A 25457-nucleotide genomic window follows, 5' to 3' on the forward strand; every position below is an offset into this window, starting at 1 on the left:
AATGAGTAAATTTTCAGAAATAATAAATCAAGATTCACCAGTGTTGGTGGATTTTTATGCCGAGTGGTGTGGGCCTTGTAAAACAATGAGCCCTATTTTAAAAGATGTAAAAGATAGTTTAAAAGAACGCGTTTCGATTATAAAAATTGATGTAGATAAAAACCAAGAATTAGCATCTAAATACCAAGTTAGAGGGGTGCCAACATTATTGTTATTTAAAAATGGAAAACAAGTTTGGAGACAATCAGGTGTGCTACAAAAAAACGAATTGATTGATGTTATTACAGCAACGTATTAATGGATTTAAACGCAGGTTTTTGGGATGATAGATACCAATCTAATGATATTGGTTGGGATTTAGGAACCATTTCTCCGCCATTACAAGCTTATTTTGATCAGTTAACTAATTTAGATTTAAAAATTTTAATTCCTGGTGGAGGTAATAGTTATGAGGCAGAATACCTTTATAATAAAGGCTTCAAGAATATCTTTGTTGTCGATTTATCTAAAACAGCTTTAGATAATTTAAAAGCTAGAGTGCCCGATTTTCCATCTTCAAATTTGATTTTAAATAATTTTTTTGATTTAAATATGACGTTTGATTTAATTATAGAGCAAACTTTTTTTTGTGCTATAGATCCAAGTTTAAGAAGTGCTTACGCTAAAAAAGCTTCTGAGATTTTAAATTCAAAAGGTAGCGTTTCGGGATTACTATTTGATGCTGTGTTAAATACAACGCATCCACCTTTTGGAGGTAGTAAAACGGAGTATTTAGGCTATTTTAAGCCCTATTTTGATATTAAGATTATGGACGAGGCTTATAACTCAATAAAGCCAAGAGCAGGACGAGAATTGTTTTTTATCATTCAAAAAAAAGGATAACTAACAAAGGTTTGATAAAACTGATATTTGTCATATTAAATTTAAAAAGGCAATAGTAATTTTACACTATCAAATAACGACATAAATTTTATACTATGATATCTCAAAACATTGCATTATACAATTGGAACAACGGAGTAATAATGATTGCTATATTCGCGCTTGTTTGCTTAGGACTTATTGGTTTATTAGTAAGTTCAATGACAAACAGTGATAGAGATAAAGAAGAGCCAAAAGAAAGATAATTTAAAACACTACAGATAATAATTTAAAAAGCGCATATTATGCGCTTTTTTTATGCAATAAAGTGTTTGTTTTAGCTATTGTTAACACTTATAATAGGATAGGGAATACGTATGGTTTAAGTCACAAATGTTACAAACCAACTTGTACTTCTAGAGTAATTTTATACTATAAATAATTAAAACTCGATATACTATGAATACGCTAGAAACAACACCACAAGACACATTTGCAATGCCAAGAATTGGTGATAAAGCACCAGAATTTACAGCAGTAACGACGCAAGGAAATATTAATTACCCTTCAGATTATAAAGGCAAATGGTCTATATTATTTAGTCATCCCGCAGATTTCACACCTGTTTGTACCTCTGAGTTTATGACATTTGCGCATTTAGAAGAAAAATTTGCAAAAGCAAACTGTAGTCTTATCGGTTTGTCAATTGATGGTCTATACAGTCACATTGCTTGGTTAAGAACTATTAAAGATAAAATTGAATTTAACGGAATGAAAAACATTGAGGTTAAATTTCCTTTAATTGAGGACATCTCGATGGAAGTTGCCAAAAAATATGGAATGATTCAACCCGGAGAAAGCAAAACACAAGCAGTTAGAGCTGTCTTTTTTGTAGATCCAAACGAAACCGTTAGAGCTATCATTTATTATCCATTAAGTTTAGGTCGTAATTTTGATGAACTTTACAGAGCTTTAATAGCTATGCAAACTTCAGATAAGTTTAATGTAGCTACTCCTGCAGATTGGAATCCTGGAGATGATGTAATTGTATCTCCTGCTGGATCATGTGGTGTTGCAGAAGAACGTATGACATCTGCCGAAGATTTAGACTGTAAAGACTGGTTTTTCTGTACTAAAAAACTAGATAAAGACTTAGTCTTAGATGCAATCTTAAAAAAATAATTCAAACTAATTATAAATAACAAAAAAGCCTCATTTTTGAGGCTTTTTTGTGATAAAGGTTACACAGCGTTTAAGCGTTGTGTCGTATTTTTATAGTCTAAAAACTAGGATATGGAAGACATGCTCTTTTACGATAGATTGCAGTTTGCATTTACTATCACATTTCATTATATATTTCCGCAATTAACCATGGGATTATCATTATTGATAGTCTTTTTTAAAGGAAAGTATTTAATAAATAACATCGAAAAGTATAACAATGCAGCAAAATTTTTAATGAAAATTTTTGCTATCAATTTTACCATGGGAGTGGTTACAGGAATTCCAATGGAGTTTCAATTTGGTACCAATTGGGCGAAGTTTTCAGAACTCACAGGTGGTATTATTGGTCAGACTTTGGCTATGGAAGGGATGTTTTCTTTCTTTTTAGAATCCTCGTTTTTAGCACTCTTTATTTTTGGTGAAAAACTAATGGGACAAAAACTACACTTTCTAACAGGTTTTCTAGTCTTTTTAGGATCTTGGGCAAGTGGATGGTTTATTCTAGCTACTAATGCTTGGATGCAACATCCTGTAGGTTATGAGGTTTTAGAAAACGGTAAATTTGTTTTAGAAAACTTTTCAGCACTCTTTACAAATCCTTGGCTATTACCAGCCTTTTTGCACAATCAAATAGCGTCGGTTGTTACGTCTTCGTTTGTTGTAGCAAGTATTGGTGCATTTTATGTATTAAGAAATAAGCAAACGGAATACGGGAAATTATTCTTAAAAACAGGTGTGATTTTCGGATTAATATCTAGTGTATTGGTTGCTTTTCCAACAGGTGATTGGAATGCTAAAAATGTTGCAGAATACCAACCAGCTTCTTTTGCTGCTATGGAAGGGATTTTTGAAACAGAAGAGGCTGGAGCCGAAATTGTTTTAGTTGGACAACCTAATATGGTAGAAAAGAAGCTAGATAATAAAATAGCAGTACCTAATATATTAAGCTTTTTAACCCATCAAGATTGGGATAAACAAATTCCGGGAATGGATCAGTTTAAAGAAGAAGAATTGCCAAGTAATATTCCTGCGCTTTATTATTCTTATCACATAATGGTTGGACTAGGAACTATTTTTATAGGTGTAATGGCATTGGCACTTTTCTTTTTATGGCGAAAAAAACTATACACATTAAAACCATTATTATGGACCATTATGTTTTTAGTGCCATTTCCTTATATCGCAAATCTTACCGGTTGGTATACTGCAGAACTAGGACGTCAACCCTATTTAGTGTATGGTTTATTAAAAACTAGCGATGGGATTTCGCCAACAGTATCTTCAGGAAACACGTTATTTACATTACTTGGTTTTGTTGCTTTATATATGCTTTTAGGCTTGTTATTTCTAGTCTTAGTTGGTAAAACTATTAATCAAGGTCCAAAACCTCAAACACATTAATTATGGAAGTATTTTGGTATATAGCAATCGCTATTGTTTTAGCAGTGTTTTTTATTTTAGATGGTTACGACTTTGGTACAGGAATCATTCATTTGTTCTTTGCTAAAAAAGAAAAAGACAAAGAAGTCATCGCAAAATCTGCTGGTTTATTTTGGGATTCTAACGAGGTTTGGTTAGTTGCAGCAGGAGGGATGCTTTTTATGGCGTTTCCAACATTTTACGCGTCTGTATTTAGTGGTTTTTATTTACCATTAATTATAGTGCTTTGGCTAATTATTTTCAGGGCTATTGGCTTAGAGTTTAGAGGCCAATTTAAGTATCAAATGTGGAAAGACATTTGGGACACCTCATTTGGTGTGTCAAGTTTGTTATTAGCCTTGTTTTTTGGTATTGCTTTAGGTAATATTGTTAGAGGTGTAAACTTAGGAGGCGTTGAAAATGGAGTTTCAGCTTACGAAGGACATTATTTTTTCTTACCCTTATGGGATAGTAGTTTTAGTCCATTAAGTGATACGCCTGGAATTATAGATTGGTTTACAATTATTATAGGGTTAATTTCTGTGATCACCTTAGCTATTCATGGTGCTAATTGGGTGATTTTAAAAACTAATTCTTCAATTAATACAAAACTTAAAGGTGTCATTTTTAAGTTGAATATCGCTCTAGCAATACTAACGGTGTTTTCCTTATTTATATGGCAAATTGTTAACCCTAACTCGCTAGATAACTTTATAAAAAGGCCTTATTTAATAGTCTTTCCTCTTATTTATCTTACAGGATTAATTGGATTGTTTTTTATCAACAAACTAAAGAAAGAAAGTCATGGTTTTATGTTTTCAACCTTATTAATTTTAGGAGGAATTACATCGTCATTGGCGTCACTATTTCCGGTTATATTACCGTCTATCAATAATACGCATGAGCATTTAACAATTTACAATACAGCTACAGAAAGTTATGGTTTGTCAGTCGCTTTTAATTGGGCAATTATTGGTTTTATTCTGATTGTTATTTACTTCATTATTCAAAAAAGACTAATGGCAGGAAAAGTTGATAAAATGGATTACGGACACTAGTGTAAACTTACTATTATGACAGGGACTTTAATTTCACTAGTTAGTATTCTTATTGGCATTATTGCGGCTAATATCTTTGGTGTTTTTTATAAAAAGTACTCTTTTGGTTTCATAGGAAACACTTTAGTAGGTGTTTTTGGAAGTATTTTTTTAATCAAATCTTTTGGAAGATTAGGTTTTGATCCCTGGTCAATAATGCAAAATGAAAGTTTTAATATAACTTTATTCGTCGTCAATTGTTTTGTCTCTATTTTAGGAGGCGTTTTAGGACTTGTAGTTGCTAAATTAATCTATAAAAAACTGAATAAATAACAATGTATTAATTAGGTATGGTTTTGTTTCCAATCCAAAAAAAAAGAGATAGAGAATGTTTAGATAGTTTTAAATAGCTTCTGAAGTTATAATATGTACACCCATAGCAACCATTTTAATCTTAATAGTTTCAAATGCTTTTAGATCTAAAGGTTTAGAAGCATCTTCAATAAAATAACATTCAAAACCTTCTTGAATAGCATCGCGAATAGAAAAGTAAACACAAATATCAGATGCTAAACCACAAAAATAGAGTTTTTTTGCCTCCTTTTCTTTTAAATAACCTGTTAACCCTGTTGCTTTTAAATGGTTGTTGTCATAAAAGGCGCTATAACTATCAATATTTATATCAGTACCTTTTCTAAAAATAGCTTCGTATTTTTTAGTGTCTAATTCTGGATGTAATTCGGCTCCTTTACTGCCTTGTACGCAATGTTCCGGCCATAAGGTTTGCAATTTCCCGCGCCATTCTATACTATCAAAATTAGATTTGTTATCATGGTTTACAGCAAAGCTAGAATGCGTTTTTGGATGCCAATCTTGCGTAGCTACAATCAAATCGAATTTATCTTGTATGCTATTTATTACGGGAACAATGTTATCTCCATCGGGCACTGCAAGAGATCCGCTAGGCATAAAATCGTTTTGTACATCAATGACTAAAAGTGTTTTCATAGTTTGACTATTTTTTAATGGATTAGGTTACGATTTATCTAACCATCTGCAGTATTGCTTTAACTTTTATGTTTGTTAATTAGATCGTTTCGTTCTTTTTTAAGTTGACTACTCAATCCAACTTTATAAGTATGTGGATTTTGAAAACGTTTATATTCATCCGGAAGTTGTGCTAAACGCGATTGCGAATATTCTGCAATTTCGGTAACAGTTCTAATCGGAACGACACGTTTACCATCTTCCATGACTAGCTCCAATAACGGTTCTTTTTTTAGTGCACTAATATCTATTTGTTTGGTAATATCAAAAGGGTGTTCCATTTTATCAATCTCACCTTCGGCATAAATAGCCACAGCATCTGCACCATAAAATTGTCCGTCGGCATCAGTCATTCTGTACACTTGCTTTTTAAAAGGTAGCGATACTTTTATGATGTTTTCAGAGAGTTTAATTCTTGGATCACCATTGTATTCAGATAATTTATAAACGCCATCTAACGCCGCATCTGGTCTTCCAGTAACCAGATTAGTTCCTACACCAAAAACATCAATAGGCGCCTGTTGTTCTTTTAAACTTTTTATAACAAATTCGTCTAACTGATTAGAGACTACAATTTTTACATAACTTAAATCAGCAGCATCCAAAATGGCTCTCGCTTTTTTAGATAGATACGCTAAATCACCACTGTCCAATCTGATTCCGAATAATTTTTCACCGTTCTCTTCCATTTCTTTTGCAACAATAATCGCATTTGGAAGTCCTAATTTTAGGGTATTATAAGTATCAATTAAAAGCACACAGTTTTTAGGTCGCACTTGAGCAAAATCACGAAAAGCGTCTAATTCATTATCATAACTCTGAATAAACGAATGTGCCATTGTTCCTGTTGATGCGATGTTGTAATCTTCTGCAGCTTTCACATTACTAGTACTGTCAAAACCACCAATAGCAGAAGCTCTTGACGCATAATAACCACCTGTAGCATGGGCACGACGTAATCCCATATCTAATAGTATGGCATCTTTTGCACTATAGCGTATTCTACTAGCTTTGGTTGCGATTAAGGTTTGAAAATTAAGAATATTTAATAAAAGGGTTTCTATAATTTGTGCTTCTATAATATTGGCTTCAACTTGTAAAATTGGACGGTTAGGAAAAACAATATCACCTTCTTTACTAGAACGAATACTACCTTTAAAGCTAAAGTTTTTTAAATACTCTAAAAACTCGTTCTCAAATCCTTTTTGCTTTAAATAAGAAATATCAGATTCTGAGAATTTAAGCGATTCTAGTATGTCTAAAACATCTTCTAACCCCGCAAATATGGCATACCCATTATCAAAAGGATTACGACGGTAATAATAGTCAAATACAGCTTTACCATTTGGTTTAGTCACAAAATAGACTTGCGCCATTGTAATTTGATATAGATCCGTATATGCTGCAGTAATGTCCATAAATTTATAAGTTTAGTTTACAAGATATTTAAAATTTGAAAGATTTCCATTCTCAAATTCTAAAGAAATTAATAGTATGTAATAATTAGTCTAGTTGAAATTAAATAATGGTTTTTAAACCGAAATTAATTCCCTTTTAAGCGTTGCCAAAGTTCTGATAATAGCTTTTTACCATCATTAGAATCTTTAGGCGCCTCTATAAATGAAACTTTACCCGTTGGATCAATTTCTAATTTGTATTTAAAAACAAAATTGGTTGATTTTGGTTTTAGGCTTAATAATCCAAAGCGTAAATCGTTAAAGTAAAGTGTGTTATTTTCTTTAGTAATAGTATACCAACCTTCAGTAATAGCAATCATTTGTTTTACACTTTTATCCTCAACAAGACTACCTAATAAGTCGTGGTTTTTTGGATAGCTTTCAAAAGTGATGGGTTGGCTATCAAAAAACGAATAATTACCAAGTAAATAAGCATCTTCAGTTTGCACATTGGCACTCCAAAGTATCGTGTTTAAAGGTGATGGTCTAGTGTCAATATCTGAATAATCAATATTTTGTGTTGCTAAAGTAGATTCAAATTTTGTATAAGCAGCCCACTTTAATAATAAAGTTAATGCTAAGTAAGAGGTACTTAAAATCAATCCCATGTTATTATAAAAACGACGTTTTGCAGTAGTCCGTTTCTGGCGCATTGCCAAAATTAAAAACACTAGAAAAGGCAAGGTGTATAATGGATCAACTACAAATATATTTTTGAACGCTAATCGTAAATCAAAAGGCCAAAACAGTTGTGTTCCCCAAGTCGTATGTGCATCTAAAATAGGGTGTGTTACAAATGCTAAAAAGAATAGCCAAGTCCAGTTTTTAAAGTTTTTATAGCTTTCGTACCGTGTCACAATCCATGCCAATATGGGCGCGAAAAGGACAGAAAACACAATGGAATGTGTAAATCCACGATGCACATAAAGTGCAGTGACATTGTCTGTAAAAAAAGATGCTAGGACATCTAAATCAGGAATAGTTCCTGCAATAGCACCATAGAGCATGGCTTTATTTCCAACTTTTCTACCTAAAACAGCTTCGCCTACAGCTGCTCCTAATACTATTTGTGTTAATGAATCCATATCAAATACAAAAGTAAGGGATACCAATATATTTATAACAATACTTATGTTTTAAGTTACTTTTTGGGCGCTTAATAAAAGGAGGTTGTCAGCGTTTTTTTTATTTGGTTTTATGGAATTATGTGATAATCAATATTTTGTATGATAATTATCAGTGTGTAGACTTTTTATTTATTCTAAATTTAGAACTATTAACGATGTCTCGAGTACTATTACTTTTCTTAAGTAACCTATGTTACTGACTAAAGTAAATTCCTGAACTATTTTTGTACTGTAAATTAATGATAAATGAAAAAACACATATATATAGTCGCTTTACTTTTTGTTTTCAGTATGTCTGTAAAAGCACAAGACTTGGTGCTCCTAGCAAAATCTGATGTTTTGTCAAAAGTATCTGAAAATAATACTAGTATAAAAATTTCCGAACAAGATTTTAACGCAGCTAGAGCCGACTACAGACAAACCAATGCTGTGTTTTTGCCAAACATTACAGCAAGTCACACTGCAATGGCGACAACCAATCCTTTAATGGCTTTTGGTTCTAAATTAAATCAAGAGATTTTAACACAGAATGATTTTAGTCCTGCGTTGTTAAACGATCCTTCTCAAATAGAAAACTATGCAACCAAATTCGAAATTCAGCAACCATTAATTAATTTAGATGGTATTTACCAACGTAAAGCTGCTAAGTCAAAAATGGAAGCCATGTCTTTAAAGACAGAACGTACACAAGAGTATTTAGTGTTTGAAGTTGATAAAGCCTACATGCAATTGCAGTTAGCATATAAAGCAGTTACTGTTTTAGAAAAAGCGTTAGTAGCTGCAAACGCTAATAAAAAATTAGCAGATGATAGTTTTAAACAAGGCTATTTACAACGTGCAGATGTATTGAATGTGGAAGTACGTGTTACTGAAGTTCAGAATCAGTTGCAAACCGCTAAAAGTAATGTGCAAAATGCCTCTAATTATTTGTCTTTTTTAATGAATGATGACACCTATGTCGTTTACATTCCAACAGATGAATTAACCATTGCCTCTTTTACTTTAGAGGATAAAATGGTGTCTGAAAACCGTTCTGACATTAAAGCCATGCAATTAGTATCAAATGCTTATGAAGCTATGAATAAAGCGGATAAAATGGCGTTTTTACCACGTTTAAACGCATTTGGGAGTTACGAGTTGTATGACGATAAAATTTTTCAAGGTGATGCAAATGGGTATTTATTTGGAGCACAATTAAGTTGGGATATTTTTAAAGGCTCAAAACGTTTTGGAAAAGTACAAAAGAGTAAAGCTGAATTTGAAAAATCAAAGCTAGAATACAATCAATATGTATCACAAAGTAATTTAGAATTAAACAAAGCTAAACGTGCCTTTATAGATGCCGAAAATAAGTTAAAATTAACAACTCTAGCATTACAACAATCTGAAGAATCTTTACGTATTAGAACAAACAGATTTAAAGAAGGTTTAGAAAAAACATCAGATTTACTAATTGCCGAAACACAATATGCGCAAAAGCAATTGGAATACTATCAAACCATTTTTGAATACAATTACACACAAGCATATTTGCAATTTTTAACTAAAGAATAAAAAAGATACAAGAATATAGAACCAAGAATCAAGATTGATTTTCGAGAGTTTTTAATTATAAAAAATGTCACACTGAGCTTGTCGAAGTGTCTTAAATAAAAAATAACAACCATGAAAAAAATATATACAATCCTAACACTTTCTGTAGCGCTATTAGTAGCAAGTTGTGGTAGCGAAGACAAAAAACCAGTTGTAGATAATTCGCCAGCAATTAGCGTAAAAACGAGTCAAGTAGCAGCAAATGAAAATAGCCCTTTTTTATCTGTAAGCGGTAAAATACAGGCTACTAATAGTGCCGATTTAAGTACTAGAATGATGGGTTACGTTAATAAAGTACATGTAAACGTAGGAGACAAAGTACGTAAAGGACAATTATTAGTCTCTATTAATAATAGCGATTTACAAGCTAAAAGAGCGCAAGTAAATGCGGGGATTACAGAAGCAAATGCAGCTTTAAGCAATGCTCAAAAAGATTACAACCGTTTTAAAAATTTATTTGCGGATAATAGTGCGTCTCAAAAAGAGATGGATGATATGACTGCAAATTACGAAATGGCAAAAGCTAGAGTAGAAGGCGCTAATCAAATGAAAAACGAAATTAACGCACAATTTGCTTACAGTAATATTACTGCACCTTTTAGCGGAACAGTAACTAGTAAAAATGTAGAAGCTGGTAACATGGCAAATCCTGGTGTATCATTAATAAGTATAGAAACACCTGGAAATTTTGAAGTGATGGCAATGGTTCCTGAAACTGAAATTTCAGCGATTAAAAAAGGAGCTACTGTTGCTGTTTTGGTTAAATCAATCAATAAAACCATAAAAGGCAAAGTAAAAGAAGTGAGTACTTCTGCTAAAAATACTGGAGGACAATATTTAGTAAAAATAGATTTAGATAAAACAGAGGCTAATATTTTGTCAGGTATGTTTACAACAGTGCAATTTCCTGTGGAAAGAAAAGCAACGTCATCAATGGTTTTAATACCAAACGAAGCTATTGTCACAAATGGGCAATTATCTGGAGTCTATACAGTAAGCCAAAGCAATACAGCATTATTACGTTGGTTGCGTTTAGGTAGAACTTTTGGAGATCAAGTGGAAGTATTATCTGGTTTAAATGCAGACGAAGCATACATTGTTTCTGCTGAAGGAAAATTATTTAATGGTGCGAAAATTACAATTCAATAACTAATAAGTTGCGTTAAGGATAGAAGAGGAAATCCTTTTTACGTCAGTTCGAGTGAATTTGCCTAAGCAAATTTGTATCGAGAATAAGTAAAAAGATTGTAACGGATAGCCTGTTAAAACGCCCAAAATAAAAATTCAAATGAAAGAAGGAATCGCAGGTAAAATTGCCAAAGTCTTTATGCAATCGAAGCTTACAGTGCTTTTGATGATTGTATTTATGGTGGTTGGTGTGTACAGTTCGTTTTTAATTCCGCGTGAAGAAGAACCGCAAATTGATGTGCCTATGGCAGATATTTTTGTGGGGTATCCAGGAGCAAGTCCTACGGAAGTAGAGTCACGTGTGATTAAGCCTTTAGAGCAATTAATTTCGAATATTAAAGGTGTGGAATACGTGTATTCTACGTCTATGAAAGAGCAAGGAATGGTCATCGTACAGTTTTATGTTGGCGAAGATATTGAGCGCTCTTTTGTAAAATTATACAACGAGATTAATAAGCACATGGACCAAATGCCGGAAGGTGTTACGTTTCCGTTAGTAAAAACGCGTGCGATTGACGATGTGCCAATGTTGGGTTTAACGTTGTGGAGTGAAAATTATGACGATTACCAGTTAAACCAAATGGCTCAAGAGTTGGAAGCCGAAATCAAGAAGATAAACGATGTGGCTATTACGCATAAAATTGGTGGTAGAGATCGTCAATTACGTGTGGTTTTAGATAAAGATAAATTAGCTGCAAGTGGTTTGGACTTTTTGTCGGTTTCGGAAATGATTAAAGCAAATAACAGCCAGTTAAGTGCTGGAAGTTTTGATAAGAATGATACTGAATTTTTAGTAAATACAGGTTCGTTTTTAGCTTCGGTTACTGATGTTGAAAATCTGGTGGTTGGTGTGCAACAAAATCAGCCTATTTATTTAAAGCAAGTCGCTAAAATTATTGATGGACCAGAAGTACCACAAAATTATGTGAGTTTAGGTTACGGAAAAGGAAGTGTAAAATCGGTTGATTATAATTCGGAATATCCTGCTGTAACTATTTCGGTAGCGAAACGTAAAGGTGCAGATGCCATGAAAATTGCTGATGTGATTATTGATAAAGTAGATCATTTACGTAGTACTTTAATTCCCGATGATGTACATGTGGAAGTCACTAGAAATTATGGTGAAACAGCGTCTCATAAAGTATCGGAATTACTGTGGCACCTCATTGGGTCTATCTTTGCAGTAACACTTGTAGTGATGCTAGCAATGGGTTGGCGTGGTGGATTGGTCGTGTTTTTATCGGTGCCAATTACGTTTGCTTTGACCTTACTGAGTTACTACATGATGGATTACACGCTAAACCGAATTACCTTATTCGCGTTAGTATTTGTAACGGGAATTGTGGTGGATGACTCGATTATTATTGCCGAAAATATGCACCGACATTTTAAGATGAAACGCTTACCATTTAAAGACGCAGCTTTATATGCGATTAATGAAGTTGGGAATCCAACCATTTTAGCAACATTTACAGTTATAGCGTCGGTTTTACCTATGGCGTTTGTGTCTGGATTAATGGGGCCATATATGGCACCAATGCCGATAGGTGCGTCTATTGCCATGATATTGTCTTTATTTGTTGCCTTAACTATTACACCATATTTAGGCTATATTTTCTTAAGAGAAAAAGATAAAAAAGGAGCAGAGGAGAAACCAGAAAAAGCAGTTGAAGACACGCTTATTTATAAGATTTATAACAAGTTTGAACGTCCTTTATTAGAAAGCAAAGGTAAGCGTTGGTTGTTTTTAGGGATAACGTTTATGGTCTTAATGGCGACAATGGTGTTGTTTTTCACAAAATCGGTTGCTGTAAAAATGTTACCATTTGATAATAAGAATGAATTTCAAGTGGTTATTGATATGCCTGAAGGCACAACGCTAGAAAGAACAGGAGTTGTAGCACAAGAAGTGTCGCAATACTTAGCGACGCGACCAGAAGTGGTTAATTATCAAAATTACGTTGGTACATCTGCACCAATTACGTTTAACGGTTTGGTGCGTCATTACGATTTACGTGGTGGATCTAATATGGCAGATATCCAAGTGAATTTAATTGATAAAGGCGAACGTGATATTCAAAGTCATGGTATAGCAAAATTAATGCGTCCAGATATTCAGAAAATTGCAGCAAAGTATAACGCTAATATTAAATTGATAGAAGTACCACCAGGACCTCCAGTATTGTCAACGATTGTTGCAGAAGTGTATGGACCTGATTATAACGAGCAGATTAAAATCGCCAATGGCGTTCAAGAGATTTTAAAAAACACAGATGATGTGGTAGATATTGATTGGATGGTGGAAGCCGATCAAACCGAATATCAATTTAATATAAACAAAGAAAAAGCCATGCTGTATGGTGTTGCGCCACAACAAATTGCGTATACCATGAATATGGCATTGTCTAATAGAGCGATCACAAATTTATATGATGAAGATGCGGTTACTCAAGTAGGTTTGATATTGGCTTTAGATGAAAAAGAGAAATCTACAATTAGTGATATTTCGCAATTAAAAGTAAAATCGAAACAAGGAAATATGGTACCAATTGCAGATTTGGTAACTATTACGGAAACGATAGCTGCAAAAAGTATTTATCGTAAAAACCAAAAGCGCGTGGTTTACGTGATGGCAGATATGGCTGGAGAATTAGAAAGTCCTGCGTATGCTATTCTTGGAATGGAAGAAAAGTTAAAAGAGATTCCGTTACCAAAAGGCTACGAGTTAAACGAAATGTATTTAGGTCAACCAGATTTTGAAGATAATTATACTGTAAAATGGGATGGCGAATGGCAAATTACTTTAGAAGTATTTAGAGATTTAGGTATTGCCTTTTTAGGAGCTATTATCTTAATTTACATTTTGATTGTAGGCTGGTTCCAAAACTTTAAAGCACCTATCGTTATGATGGTTGCGATACCATTATCGTTAATCGGAATTATACTAGGACATTGGATTATGGGAGCGTTTTTTACCGCAACGTCGTTTATTGGTATGATTGCTTTAGCAGGAATTATGGTTCGGAATTCGGTATTACTTATTGATTTTATTAATATAAGAACAGCAGAAGGTGTGCCACTAAAACAAGCGTGTATTGAAGCAGGCGCAGTGCGTACAACACCAATTTTATTAACAGCAGGAACGGTTGTTATTGGAGCATTTGTGATACTTTTTGATCCGATTTTTCAAGGATTGGCGATATCATTAATGGGAGGGACTATTGTGTCTACAGTGTTGACTTTACTGGTTGTGCCTCTTGTTTATTATATGATAGAGAAGCAAAATTATAAATAATGGGTAATTGTATTGTGAATGATGGGATTCTGAAATGAATTCAGAATGACGTGCGGTTTGCTGATAAGATTGGGTAATAAAAAGAAAGTTGAGTTGTGAATAATTAGGTTTTGAACTAGTTCAGAATGACGTGAATGTTAAGTTATAAATTTAAAAAAGAATAAAGATGTTGAATACATATTTTAGAGTAATTGTTGGTGTAATGGTATTGTTAAGTGTGGTGCTTTCTGTTTATGTAAGTCCAAAATGGATGTGGTTTACAGTGTTTATAGGTGTAAATTTAATACAGTCTGCATTTACAAAGTGGTGCTTATTAGAAACAATATTAGTAAAGTTAGGAGTGAGGAAAGAAGGCGCAGGTTGTAGTGTTAAATAACATTAGTTTTATAATAGGTTTATTCCTATAAAATTGGTGTTGTAAAATTCCATAAATTGATTTGTAGCATGTATTTTTGCGCAAATTTAATTTATGGATTTTTTATTTCAACCTTGGCATTGGTTTGTTTCAGGATTTTTAATTGCCTGTACAATGCTATTCTTATTATTAATGGGAAAGAAGTTTGGTATGTCATCAAACTTAAGAACTTTTTGTGCTGCTTGTGGTGCCGGAAAAGTCAATTCGTTTTTTAAATTTGATTGGAAATCGGATGTGTGGAATTTATTAGTCGTGATAGGGGCTATGCTTGGTGGGTTTATAGCATCACATTATTTGTCAGCTACAGATATGCCTGCCATTAGTGATGCTACAAAAGCATCGTTATCTAGTTTAAATATTTCAACTGAAAACCAATACTTACCTGTCGAGTTATTTTCTATTTCCGCTTTAAGCGATGTAAAAACCATTATAATTTTAGTTGTTGGTGGTATTTTGGTTGGTTTTGGAGCACGATATGCTGGAGGATGTACTTCTGGTCACGCCATTTCTGGATTAAGTAATTTACAACTTCCGTCTTTAATTGCTGTTATTGGCTTTTTTATCGGTGGATTAGTAATGGTTCATTTATTATTCCCTTTAATTTTTTAATATGAAAAAACTACTTTTTATTTTTATAGGACTTTGTTTTGGGATTATAATGTACAAATCAGAAGCTGCTTCTTGGTTTAGAATTTATGAAATGTTTCGTTTTGAAGCATTTCACATGTATGGTATTATTGGTACAGCTTTAGCGTTTGGTATTTTGTTTGTTCAAATTATAAAAAGGTATAACGTCAAATCGTTTGATGGTAATCCAATTGTAATTGCACCAAAGGAAAAATCGTTTTCTAGATATTTACTTGGAGGTATTATTTTTGGACTTGGTTGGGCACTAGTTGGTGCATGTCCAGGACCAATATTTGTGCTTATAGGTGCGGGTTATCTGCCTATTATTATCGTGTTTTTGTCAGCAGCATTAGGGACATTTTTATATGGTGTTTTAAAGGGTAAATTGCCACATTAATTAAAAATATTTTTCAAACTCTGTAACATTTTTACAAATTATACGTCATATAGGTATAAATCTAAAAAGCGAATTAAAGTAAAAATGAAAACAGACAGACAATTATTAGTATTAACCCATTTAAGTCAATTGGCATCTTTAGTTATAGGATGCGGTAGCTTAATCTTGCCATTAATAATATGGTTGACCCAAAAAGATAAAGTATACGACATGGATGCACATGGAAAGGCAATCGTTAACTTTCAGTTAAGTATTGTTGTTTTATACTTTGTATGTGTACCTTTAATACTGTTATTTGGATTAGGTTTTTTAGGATGGTTTGTTCTAGGCCTAGTATCTATTATATATCCAGTAATAAATGCTGTTAAAGTTAGTAATGGCGAAAACCCAGAATACCCTTTATCTTTTAATTTTATTAGTTAGTTATATTACTATGATAAAGAGAAAAACGCAACCTGTAAGGGTTGCGTTTTTAGGTTATATACTATGTTGTTTGCGTTTATTGTCTTATAAATTCTAAAGTCGAAAAATTTTCTAAAATTAGATTTCCATTCTCCAAAAATTGCACTGATGTTATGGTTTCTGTGCCATTTTGTTCGGTTATAATTAATTCAGCTTCGTTAAGTGTCCAAGTAAATGGGTTGGCACTAGATATAATTCCTGCTTGGGTGGTTAGTTGTTCTGTTATTAAGCCATTAGCATTATCTTCATAAAAAAACAATTTATATTCTGTAGATGTATCAACTAAGTAGTCACTTCTTAACCATTCTCCAATAATGGAATTGTTACTAGTTGTACTTGTTGTGTTGTTATCGTTTTGACAAGATAACTGTGTTAAGCATACTAGAACTAAAAGTATTAGTTTAATGTTACTTTTCATACTTTGGATTAATTGTTTCAATAAAATGTAATTATAATAACTGAGGGAAATTAATAATATTGTTTTAAGCGCTAAAAGTACTAAATTAAGTAGCAATAACACATTGGTTATTTGTCAAAAAAAAAGCAACTCGTTAGAGTTGCCTTTTTTAATATTATTTAAGCGGTAGTTATTAGCTATTTAACATAACTGGCATAACTAACATTGTAACATGTTCTCCTTCTTCTAAATCGTCAATAGGCGTTAAGATACCTGCTCTGTTTGGCATACTTAATTCTAATTGTACATCGTTAGATCCTAGATTGTTTAACATCTCTGTTAAAAAACGCGAGTTAAATCCAATTTGCATGTCATCTCCTTGGTAATCGCAAGTCAAACGCTCTTCAGCTTTGTTAGAGTAGTCAATATCTTCTGCAGATATATTTAATTCTGCTCCAGCAATCTTTAATCTAATTTGGTGCGTTGTTTTGTTAGAGAAAATACTAACACGACGTACAGAGTTTAAAAATTGAGTTCTGTCTATTGTTAATTTATTTGGATTCTCTTTTGGTATTACAGCTTCGTAGTTTGGATATTTACCATCAATTAGACGACAGATTAATACTGTGTTTTCAAAAGTAAATTTAGCATTAGAATCATTATACTCGATAGTGATTTCTTCGTCGCTTGCTCCTAAAATTCCTTTTAATAAGTTTAAAGGTTTTTTAGGCATAATAAATTCTGCAACCTGAGATGCTTGTACATCAGCTCTTGTATACTTTACCAATTTATGAGCATCTGTAGCTACAAACGTTAAACCTTCAGTAGAAAACTGAAAGAAAACACCACTCATTACAGGTCTTAAATCATCATTACCAGCAGCAAAAATAGTTTTGTTAATTGCAGTTGCTAAAATATGACCCGGCATTTTTGTATTACTTGGATCCTCTAGGCTAATTGCTTTTGGAAACTCGTTACCATCCGCATAAGCTAAAGCGTATTTACCATGATTAGAGCTAATCTCTACTGTATTGTTTTCTTCAATTACAAACGTTAACGGTTGTTCTGGAAACGTTTTTAAAGTATCTAAAAGTAAACGTGCAGGAATAGCAACGCTACCTTCGTTATCACTTTCTACATCTAATACTGAAGACATAGTTGTTTCTAAATCACTTGCAGATACGGTTAGTTTTGTTCCGTCTAATTCGAATAAAAAATTATCCAAAATTGGCAGTGTATTCGAGCTGTTAATAACACCTCCTAAAACCTGTAATTGTTTTAGTAAGTAAGTACTTGATACAATAAATTTCATCTATATATGGAAATTAATACTATTAATAATTGGTCTTACAAATATATTGTTAATGTCTTAAATTAAGAAACAAACTTATCAACACTTACTTAGCGTATTTTTTCTTTCTTAAGTAGTTAAATACAAATCCAAAAACACCTAATAAAACCAATGGTAATAAGATGTTTAAGAGTTGCCATTTTGTTTTTTCGGCACTTATTTTTTCAGGATTTAAAAAGGCAACCGCAATTTCTTTAGACCTAATGTTTATAAGTCCAGTGTCGTCTAAAAGATAATTAGCCACATTTATTAAAAATTCTTTATTCCCAAAAGTCTGCCCTGTATATTTATCAAAACCAAGTTCTTCTGGGCCAGTTCTGCCTACTTCATTTTTAATAATATCACCATCACTAATCACGACCATTTTGGTTGGTACACTTTCATTTTTGGTATTTGGTAGATTTACCGGTTTTACTCTATTATTATAAACAGATGTAAAGGTGCCTTCTAGCAAAACAGCAAGCGTTTGCGGACCTTTATTAAAGCTTTTAGGATCTAATTGGTCGTTTACCATATCCAAGCTTATTTCTCTTGGAGTCCCTTCTAGTTTGCTTAAAGGTGCACTTTGTAGCAATATAGTTTTCTTAGTGCTACTTTTTAAAACATCCATTGGATTTGCAAAGTCAAACTTTAAAAAGTCTAAATTATTTACAATTGGATGCTTCGTGTTTCCTTTTGCAAGCGGAGAATACGTCCATGGGTAACTTTGAAACTGGCTATCACTACCTTCGCCAGAAGCTAAAGTAATAGGAGCAGAGTACATAGAGCTTACAATTAATGGATTAATACGTACACCATATTTAAAGAAAAAATCAGTTAGTTTTAAATCCATTGGGATGGCCACATTTTTACCTAAGTCGTTGTAAAGACTATCCTTGTCCATAGCGACTTGTTCTAGCAACCATAGGCTTTTTCCACCATTCATGGTATATTGATCTAAAACAAATTTTTCTTTCTCTGTAAAAGCTTCTGTTGGCTTAGCCGAAATAATTAAATCGTATTCCTGAAGTTTTTTCAAGGTGTTTTCCGCCTGATTAGCAACGCTATCTAACGTAAAAGGGGCAATAAAATAGTAGTCTCTAATAGACTTTACATAATCTGCAATGTATTTGTTTTCTAGTTGTCCGTTACCTTTTAAAACTGCTATTTTACGACGTTTAGGATTAACTAATTTACTAATCCCATCAGCAAAGGCGTATTCTAATTGTTGTACAGAATTTGTAACTAATTGTTGTTGCGTTGCTCCAATGGTGTTTTTTACTAAAGGAATTTTTACGGTTGTATTATTAAAACTGGCTAATGCCCAAGGAAATATAACGGCTTGACTAGATTTTCCGTTTTCCTTTACATTTAATTGCATTGGTGTTAATCCTCGATCATTTAATTGCTGAATGGTTTGATCACGAGTTGCATCATTTTCAATAGGATTAATAAAACTGAAACTGATATTGTTGTTATAAGCCTTAAACTCTTCCAATAATTGTCTGGTCTCTAATTGTAGTTTTCTAAACTCTGAAGGAAATGCTTCCCCTTCTAAAAAGACATCAATTACAATGGGTGCGTCAGCTTTGTCTAATATCGCTAAAGCGGAAGGATTAAGCGTATAACGTTGATCTGTAGTTAAATCGAAGCGTTTATAAACAGTCTGTGAGAGTACGTTTAGTAGTATTAAACCAACGACTATAAGTGCGATATTTTTGATAAGTTTATTCAAATTTTTTCTCAAGTTTATAGGTTTTAACAGCAACTATGGTATCGTTTTTAAATTTAAACTCGACACACTCTTGTTGATTATTAAAAGCACCTGGTTTAAAGCCCATATTATAGTTCCATTGGTCTTTAGAGTTGGCTTTGATGCTATCATCCCAACCAAACCATTCTGCAGTACCAAAATCCGTAGTTATCTGTGCTTTAGTTTTTCCAATTAACTGATTGTCTTTATTTAGCTGGTCCATCATTTCAAAACGCAGTTCAGGGTATTCTGCCCAGTTTTCAGCATTAAAATATTTTTGATGATGGTAGTTAGAAAAGATATTTACTAAAGGGTAAAACATATAAAAATAGAGTAGTGGTGTCGCAATTAAAGTAATAAGTAAGCTGACCCATTTATTATCTCCAATGGTTTTTATAAATAACCAAGCCAAAACAAAAACAACAACAAACGATATAATTAAAGTAATAGTAATAACCATATTATTGTTTTTTGATATTGAATTTGGTTAGCGCAATAAACAGTATAGTTACACTTAAAAAGTAAATAATATCTCTAGTATCTAAAACACCACGACTCATACTTTTATAATGCGCATTCATCCCCAATTGCTCAATCATATTACTGGAAGCCACATCAGCAATCCCTTCAAAACCTATAAAAAAGAATAAGCATAAAAATACGGCAACAATAAAGGCTACAATTTGATTATCGGATAATGTGGATGCGAATACACCAATAGCAGTGTAAGCAGCCACTAAAAATAACAGTCCAAAATAAGACCCTAAAGTGCTTCCAAAATCTATATTTCCTGTTGGATTTCCCAATTGGTATACTGTATAGACGTATAATATTGTTGGTAATAATGCGATAATTATTAATACAAAAGCACCAAGGTATTTGCCTAATACTAACTGTAATGTGCTAATAGGTTTAGTTAAAAGTAACTCTAATGTTCCTTGTTTTTTCTCGTCACTAAAACTACGCATGGTTACCGCAGGAATCAAGAATATTAAAATCCAAGGCGCTAATAAAAAAAACGGAGACAAATCTGCAAATCCATTGTCTAGTATATTAAATTCGCCTTTAAACACCCATAAAAAGAGACCGTTTAATAGCAAAAATATAGCAATCACTAAATAGCCTATTGGCGAAGCGAAAAATGAATTTATTTCTTTTTTAAGTATGGCTAGCATGCTTTTTCTTGGTTTTTGTATTATTTATTACTTAAGTGATGCTAACTTATCAACACTCCAAGCTTCGGGTTTGGCATTAAACAACGGTTTTGTCTTTGCCCAAATACCTTTAAATAGTTCAGAGTTTCGGTAGTTTTCTAAGTCGCTCTCAGCATCCCAATAACTATACGTAAAAAACACATTACTATTGTGTTTGTCGCGATACAATTCTAATAATTGGTTGCCTTCAAAGTTTCTTATTTTAAACTTTATGATTTCAAAATTAGCTAAAAAGGTGTCAATATTTTCTTCAGCAAAACTTAATTTTACAATTCTTACAAACATGATTTTTACCTTTTTTAATTTCCGCTTAAGCGAAATAATTACTCTTTAAAAAAATTAATAGTAACAGTATCTCTTATTCCTAATCCCATTAAGCTACTTGCGCTACCAACGGTTTGGTTGTTACTTTTATATATCGCAATTTCTAGGTAGTTAGAGCTGTTAAAAACCACCAGACCACGTCCTTCGTCATTACGTTTGTCTTCGGGCGTTTCAAAATTAACAATATCACTATATTTATTTTGTATTTTTTTAAACTTATAGTTTCTAGCAGAGACCTCATAAGGGCGTCCTTTTTGAAGTGTTTCAAAAAAGTTTTTTCTAATATTAGTCACTACATTACCGTAATTGTCAATATATATAATACTTCCAATAATTTGGGTTTGTTCCTCATTAACGTAAGGGACTAAGTTTTTAATTGGCTTTATATTTCTAATCGCTTTTCCAATAACTTCTAATGTACCACCTCGCGCAATATGGCAGGCCACTTTTACAAAAACATCTAATACAGGAAAACTAGTTTCTATCTTGTCGTGTATATTAATTTCGACTAGTTTAGAAGGTGCAATTTCATTGGCAATCATACTCATTATTCCATTGTTTGCACAGATAAAATAATGCTCGTCCAATTCTACCGCAATATGTTTGTTTTCAGGGTTTATTTCTGAATCAATTCCAATAACATGAATAGTTCCTTTTGGAAAGCTACTGTATGCATTTTGAATAATGTATGCAGCTTCTGCACTATTAAATGGTGAGACAGAATGAGAGATATCAACAATTCTTACTTCAGGTAATTCACTATAAATAGCTCCTTTTATTGCGCCAGCAAAGTGATCTTTCTCTCCAAAATCTGTGGTAAGCGTTATAATTGGCATGTAGTATTGTTGATATTTTTTTAACCTTAAACACACAAAAATTGTGTAAGTTTGTTAGATACACAAAACTAATAAAATTGTACAGACTAATTTAATAAATCCACGCTTTTGAAAGAAATAATTATTGAACTAGAGGAGATCTCTCCAAAAGAGTTTTTTGGAACAGGAAACGAGAACATAACTCTTTTAAAAAAATACTTTCCAAAACTTAAAATAATTGCGCGCGGAAGCAAAATTAAAGCCATTGGTGATGCGGAGCTTTTAGAAGAATTTGATCGTAGAATGACTATGTTGATTAAGCATTTTTCTAAATATAATGCTATTGATGAAAACGTTATTGAACGTGTATTAACCAGTCAAAGTAGTGACGATTATAAGACTTCAGAAAAAAGTGGAGAAGTTTTAGTACATGGTGCTAACGGAAAACCAATTAAAGCTATTACAGCCAACCAACGTAAAATGGTGGAGCTGATGCGTAAAAACGATATGGTTTTTGCTATTGGACCAGCCGGTACAGGAAAAACATATACAGGTGTTGCATTAGCTGTTAAAGCCTTAAAAAATAAAGAAGTTAAACGTATCATATTAACTAGACCTGCAGTAGAAGCAGGAGAAAATTTAGGGTTTTTGCCAGGAGATTTGCAAGAAAAATTAGACCCTTACATGCAGCCTATTTATGATGCTTTGCGAGATATGATACCTGCGGAAAAATTAGCACATTATATAGATAACGGAACCATACAAATTGCACCATTAGCATTTATGCGTGGACGTACATTGGATAACGCATTTGTTATTTTGGACGAAGGTCAAAACACAACACATGCACAAATGAAGATGTTTTTAACCAGAATGGGTAAAAATGCTAAGTTTTTGCTAACCGGTGATCCAGGACAGATAGATTTACCACGTCGTACCATTTCTGGTTTAAAAGAAGCGTTGCTTATTTTAAAAGGGGTAGAAGGTGTTGGAATGGTTTTTCTTGATGATAAAGATGTTGTGCGTCATAAATTAGTTAAGAAAATTATTGAAGCATACAAGAACATCGAAAATGTAGATTAGATTTTTAAAAAAATATAAAATAAATAAATTACCAGATTAAGTAATGAGTAATACAATAATAGATACCAATTTTAACTTCCCGAATCAGAAAAGCCTTTACAAAGGAAAAGTTAGAGCAGTTTATAATATTAATGACGAAGAATTGGTCATGATTGCAACAGATAGACTTAGTGCGTTTGATGTGGTAATGCCAAAAGGAATTCCGTATAAAGGACAAATCCTTAATCAGATTGCAACTAGCATGATGAAAGCGACTGAAGATTTGGTGCCAAACTGGTTAACAGGTACTCCGGATCCAAACGTTGCTGTTGGGCATTTATGCGAGCCTTTTAAAGTAGAAATGGTAATACGTGGTTACATGTCTGGTCATGCTGCACGCGAGTATAAAGATGGAAAACGTATGCTTTGTGGCGTTGCAATGCCAGAAGGGATGAAGGAAAACGATAAGTTTCCTGAGCCTATAATTACGCCTGCAACTAAAGCAGAAATAGGTGATCATGATGAAGATATCTCTAGAGAAGATATTTTGAAAAAAGGAATTGTTAGTGAAGCCGACTATATTGTTTTAGAAGATTATACACGTAAATTATTCCAAAGAGGTACTGAAATAGCTGCTTCACGAGGATTAATATTAGTAGATACTAAATATGAATTTGGTAAAACTAAAGACGGAAAAATTGTTTTAATTGACGAAATCCATACGCCAGATTCTTCTCGTTATTTTTATACAGAAGGTTATCAAGAGCGTCAGGATAATAACGAAGCACAAAAACAACTGTCTAAAGAGTTTGTAAGACAATGGTTAATTGCTAATAATTTTCAAGGTTTAGAAGGTCAAACTGTACCTGTTATGTCTGATGCGTATATTGAAACGGTATCAGAACGCTATATTGAATTATACGAAAATATTATGGGAGAACCTTTTGTAAAAGCAGAGGTGTCTAACATACAAGAACGTATTGAAGCTAATGTTTTAGCCTATTTGAAATAAGACTTAATTATTTAAGTTTAATAATAGCTGATATCCTTATTTATAAGAAATAAGAATATCAGCTATTTTATTTAAGTCTGGTTCGTTTATTTCTGTGTGTGGTGCTAACGGAAATGTTTGCTGTCCTGGACGACTTACAAAAGCAGCTCTCCAGCCCGCCCAAAGTGCGCCTGCAACATCCCAACCATGTGCAGCAATAAGCATACACTCTTCTGGTTTTACATTCATTTTTGTTGAAGCCCAATTATAAACATCTGTAAAAGGTTTAAATTTTCCCACAGATTCAATGCTTAATAGCGCGTCAAAATAAGAAGTTAAACCAACGTTTTCAAATTTGTTTTTTAAGCTTTCTTTATTAGAGTTAGTTAATGCAACTAAAGTATAACCTTCTTTTTTTAATTCAGCTAAGGCTTCTTTAACTTCTGGATGTGGTGGTAAATTTTGCATCGCATTTACAATAATATCTCGCGCTTTGTCTTCTGGAATAGTAATGTCATGATTGGCGGCTACCATTTGCAATGCAGCAGCACCAATATGTCCAAAAGGCTCATAACGCCCACTAGCAGATACCACTAATGAATACTGTAACATTGTAGTAAACCATAATGATAACAACGCTTCGTTTCCGCCTAAAGCGTCACCAACTTGTTTTTTCATTATCGTCAAATCTAATAAGGTTTCGTTTACATCAAAAAATAAAACTTTAGGTCTGGTTAGGCTACTCATAACTATAGTTTTTTTAATGCAGTTACTATCTCAGAAACTTCTGCACGTTTGGTATAATCAGCATCTAAAAACGCATATTGTATAATTCCATTTGTATCTATAACGTAGGTTGCTGCTAGTGGTAATTGGTTACTAGCGTCTCCATTTTTTTCATTTAAACCAAAACCATTATTATAAATAGTGGCTACTTCTGGAGTTAATTTAAATACAACACCATAATTTTTACCAATAACATTACCAACATCACTTAATACAGAAAATTCTAAATTGTTTTTTTCAGAAGTATTTAATGAGTTGTCCGGTAACTCCGGTGTTAATGCTAAAAGTGTAGCACCTGCAGTTTTAATTTCAGGTAATTTATCTTGTAAATAGTGTAAAGTAATATTACAATACGGGCACCAACCACCTCTATACCATGTTAGCACAACAGGACCATCTTTTAATTGGTCATATAAAGATACGGTCTGATTTAGTTGATTTTTTAATGAAAAGTCTAGTGCTTTATCACCAACGTTTAAAGCGGTATCTAGGATTCCTGAATCGGAAACACTAGCAATACCATCAGCGTAAATTTTCTTTTTCTCCTCAGTAAATTTTGAAGCACCGTCTTGACGCTTAACATCTAATAAGGCATCTAAAGTTCCTGTGTTTTTTGTGGTATCCATAGTATTGTGA

General features: G+C 32.9%; 28 protein-coding genes. 16 read left to right on the forward strand and 12 right to left on the reverse strand.

Annotation, left to right across the window (positions count from 1 at the left end):
- The first annotated feature begins 1 nt into the window (after position 1).
- From trxA to CXF54_RS02685, 7 genes are all read left to right on the forward strand, one after another.
- Positions 2-298, forward strand: coding sequence for a thioredoxin (gene trxA / locus CXF54_RS02660; RefSeq protein ID WP_101202341.1), 297 nt, complete (start codon positions 2-4; stop codon positions 296-298).
- A complete protein-coding gene (locus tag CXF54_RS02665) occupies positions 298-882 on the forward strand; it encodes an SAM-dependent methyltransferase (RefSeq protein WP_101202342.1) in 585 nt (194 codons plus the stop codon). The genes trxA and CXF54_RS02665 overlap by 1 nt, the downstream gene beginning before the upstream one ends.
- A gap of 95 nt (positions 883-977) precedes the next feature.
- Positions 978-1127: a hypothetical protein gene (locus CXF54_RS15770; protein ID WP_168800759.1), complete on the forward strand. Its 150-nt coding sequence runs from the start codon at positions 978-980 to the stop codon at positions 1125-1127.
- Positions 1128-1320: 193 nt separating this feature from the next.
- Complete coding sequence (locus CXF54_RS02670; protein WP_101202343.1) at positions 1321-2043, forward strand: peroxiredoxin; 723 nt, start codon at positions 1321-1323, stop codon at positions 2041-2043.
- Between the two features lie 111 nt (positions 2044-2154).
- Positions 2155-3486 carry a cytochrome ubiquinol oxidase subunit I gene (locus tag CXF54_RS02675; protein ID WP_101202344.1) on the forward strand — a complete coding sequence of 444 codons (1332 nt, stop codon included), beginning with the start codon at positions 2155-2157 and terminating at the stop codon, positions 3484-3486.
- 2 nt (positions 3487-3488) lie between these two features.
- Positions 3489-4562 (forward strand): cytochrome d ubiquinol oxidase subunit II, encoded by a 1074-nt coding sequence (gene cydB, locus CXF54_RS02680; RefSeq protein WP_101202345.1) that lies wholly within the window; start codon positions 3489-3491, stop codon positions 4560-4562.
- 15 nt (positions 4563-4577) lie between these two features.
- The gene (locus tag CXF54_RS02685; RefSeq protein ID WP_090838756.1) at positions 4578-4874 is read left to right on the forward strand and encodes a hypothetical protein; all 297 of its coding nucleotides are present in this window, start codon (positions 4578-4580) and stop codon (positions 4872-4874) included.
- Between the two features lie 69 nt (positions 4875-4943).
- Here CXF54_RS02685 and pncA read toward each other — a convergent pair whose 3' ends face one another.
- The 3 genes from pncA to CXF54_RS02700 all read right to left on the reverse strand — a co-directional run bounded on the left by pncA (position 4944) and on the right by CXF54_RS02700 (position 8130).
- The gene (pncA, locus tag CXF54_RS02690; protein ID WP_101202346.1) at positions 4944-5549 is read right to left on the reverse strand and encodes a bifunctional nicotinamidase/pyrazinamidase; all 606 of its coding nucleotides are present in this window, start codon (positions 5547-5549) and stop codon (positions 4944-4946) included.
- Positions 5550-5608: 59 nt separating this feature from the next.
- Entirely contained in the window at positions 5609-7006 is a 1398-nt protein-coding gene (locus tag CXF54_RS02695) for a nicotinate phosphoribosyltransferase (RefSeq protein WP_101202347.1), read from the reverse strand.
- Between the two features lie 125 nt (positions 7007-7131).
- Positions 7132-8130 carry a metal-dependent hydrolase gene (locus CXF54_RS02700; RefSeq protein WP_101202348.1) on the reverse strand — a complete coding sequence of 333 codons (999 nt, stop codon included), beginning with the start codon at positions 8128-8130 and terminating at the stop codon, positions 7132-7134.
- A 288-nt stretch (positions 8131-8418) separates the two neighbouring features.
- Here CXF54_RS02700 and CXF54_RS02705 point away from each other — a divergent pair, with 288 nt between their 5' ends.
- The 7 genes from CXF54_RS02705 (at position 8419) to CXF54_RS02735 (ending at position 16110) form a co-directional block, all read left to right on the forward strand.
- The gene (locus CXF54_RS02705; protein ID WP_101202349.1) at positions 8419-9726 is read left to right on the forward strand and encodes a TolC family protein; all 1308 of its coding nucleotides are present in this window, start codon (positions 8419-8421) and stop codon (positions 9724-9726) included.
- A 111-nt stretch (positions 9727-9837) separates the two neighbouring features.
- On the forward strand, positions 9838-10914 hold the full coding sequence (locus tag CXF54_RS02710) for an efflux RND transporter periplasmic adaptor subunit (protein WP_101202350.1): 1077 nt from the start codon (positions 9838-9840) through the stop codon (positions 10912-10914).
- A 139-nt stretch (positions 10915-11053) separates the two neighbouring features.
- The gene (locus CXF54_RS02715; RefSeq protein ID WP_101202351.1) at positions 11054-14248 is read left to right on the forward strand and encodes an efflux RND transporter permease subunit; all 3195 of its coding nucleotides are present in this window, start codon (positions 11054-11056) and stop codon (positions 14246-14248) included.
- A 166-nt stretch (positions 14249-14414) separates the two neighbouring features.
- Positions 14415-14624 (forward strand): DUF2892 domain-containing protein, encoded by a 210-nt coding sequence (locus CXF54_RS02720; protein WP_090838743.1) that lies wholly within the window; start codon positions 14415-14417, stop codon positions 14622-14624.
- Between the two features lie 93 nt (positions 14625-14717).
- Positions 14718-15272 (forward strand): YeeE/YedE family protein, encoded by a 555-nt coding sequence (locus CXF54_RS02725; protein WP_101202352.1) that lies wholly within the window; start codon positions 14718-14720, stop codon positions 15270-15272.
- 1 nt (position 15273) lies between these two features.
- Complete coding sequence (locus CXF54_RS02730) at positions 15274-15687, forward strand: DUF6691 family protein (RefSeq protein WP_090838739.1); 414 nt, start codon at positions 15274-15276, stop codon at positions 15685-15687.
- An 84-nt stretch (positions 15688-15771) separates the two neighbouring features.
- Positions 15772-16110 carry a DUF4870 domain-containing protein gene (locus tag CXF54_RS02735; protein WP_090838737.1) on the forward strand — a complete coding sequence of 113 codons (339 nt, stop codon included), beginning with the start codon at positions 15772-15774 and terminating at the stop codon, positions 16108-16110.
- Between the two features lie 76 nt (positions 16111-16186).
- Here the strand turns inward: CXF54_RS02735 and CXF54_RS02740 are convergent, their stop codons facing one another.
- The 7 genes from CXF54_RS02740 to CXF54_RS02770 all read right to left on the reverse strand — a co-directional run bounded on the left by CXF54_RS02740 (position 16187) and on the right by CXF54_RS02770 (position 22003).
- Entirely contained in the window at positions 16187-16567 is a 381-nt protein-coding gene (locus CXF54_RS02740; protein WP_101202353.1) for a hypothetical protein, read from the reverse strand.
- A gap of 172 nt (positions 16568-16739) precedes the next feature.
- Positions 16740-17858, reverse strand: a complete 1119-nt coding sequence (dnaN, locus tag CXF54_RS02745) for a DNA polymerase III subunit beta (RefSeq protein ID WP_090838733.1) — start codon at positions 17856-17858, stop codon at positions 16740-16742.
- A gap of 85 nt (positions 17859-17943) precedes the next feature.
- Positions 17944-19611, reverse strand: coding sequence for a gliding motility-associated ABC transporter substrate-binding protein GldG (gene gldG, locus CXF54_RS02750; protein ID WP_101202545.1), 1668 nt, complete (start codon positions 19609-19611; stop codon positions 17944-17946).
- Complete coding sequence (locus tag CXF54_RS02755; RefSeq protein WP_101202354.1) at positions 19604-20089, reverse strand: hypothetical protein; 486 nt, start codon at positions 20087-20089, stop codon at positions 19604-19606. The genes gldG and CXF54_RS02755 overlap by 8 nt, the downstream gene beginning before the upstream one ends.
- Before the next feature lies 1 nt (position 20090).
- The gene (gene gldF, locus CXF54_RS02760; protein WP_101202355.1) at positions 20091-20804 is read right to left on the reverse strand and encodes a gliding motility-associated ABC transporter permease subunit GldF; all 714 of its coding nucleotides are present in this window, start codon (positions 20802-20804) and stop codon (positions 20091-20093) included.
- Between the two features lie 27 nt (positions 20805-20831).
- Positions 20832-21128, reverse strand: coding sequence for a putative quinol monooxygenase (locus CXF54_RS02765; protein ID WP_090838727.1), 297 nt, complete (start codon positions 21126-21128; stop codon positions 20832-20834).
- 38 nt (positions 21129-21166) lie between these two features.
- Positions 21167-22003, reverse strand: a complete 837-nt coding sequence (locus CXF54_RS02770) for an S-adenosyl-l-methionine hydroxide adenosyltransferase family protein (protein ID WP_101202356.1) — start codon at positions 22001-22003, stop codon at positions 21167-21169.
- A gap of 108 nt (positions 22004-22111) precedes the next feature.
- Between CXF54_RS02770 and CXF54_RS02775 the strand changes: the two genes are divergently transcribed.
- On the forward strand, positions 22112-23065 hold the full coding sequence (locus CXF54_RS02775; RefSeq protein ID WP_090838722.1) for a PhoH family protein: 954 nt from the start codon (positions 22112-22114) through the stop codon (positions 23063-23065).
- A gap of 43 nt (positions 23066-23108) precedes the next feature.
- Entirely contained in the window at positions 23109-24056 is a 948-nt protein-coding gene (locus CXF54_RS02780; protein WP_101202357.1) for a phosphoribosylaminoimidazolesuccinocarboxamide synthase, read from the forward strand.
- Between the two features lie 36 nt (positions 24057-24092).
- On the opposite strand, the gene CXF54_RS02785 is transcribed toward CXF54_RS02780, so the two are convergent.
- Both CXF54_RS02785 and CXF54_RS02790 read right to left on the reverse strand, forming a co-directional pair.
- Positions 24093-24782 carry a haloacid dehalogenase type II gene (locus CXF54_RS02785; protein WP_101202358.1) on the reverse strand — a complete coding sequence of 230 codons (690 nt, stop codon included), beginning with the start codon at positions 24780-24782 and terminating at the stop codon, positions 24093-24095.
- A gap of 2 nt (positions 24783-24784) precedes the next feature.
- Positions 24785-25447 (reverse strand): peroxiredoxin-like family protein, encoded by a 663-nt coding sequence (locus CXF54_RS02790; protein ID WP_101202359.1) that lies wholly within the window; start codon positions 25445-25447, stop codon positions 24785-24787.
- Between the last annotated feature and the right edge of the window lie 10 nt (positions 25448-25457).

Source organism: Olleya sp. 1-3 (assembly GCF_002836085.1).
Taxonomy (GTDB): domain Bacteria; phylum Bacteroidota; class Bacteroidia; order Flavobacteriales; family Flavobacteriaceae; genus Olleya; species Olleya namhaensis.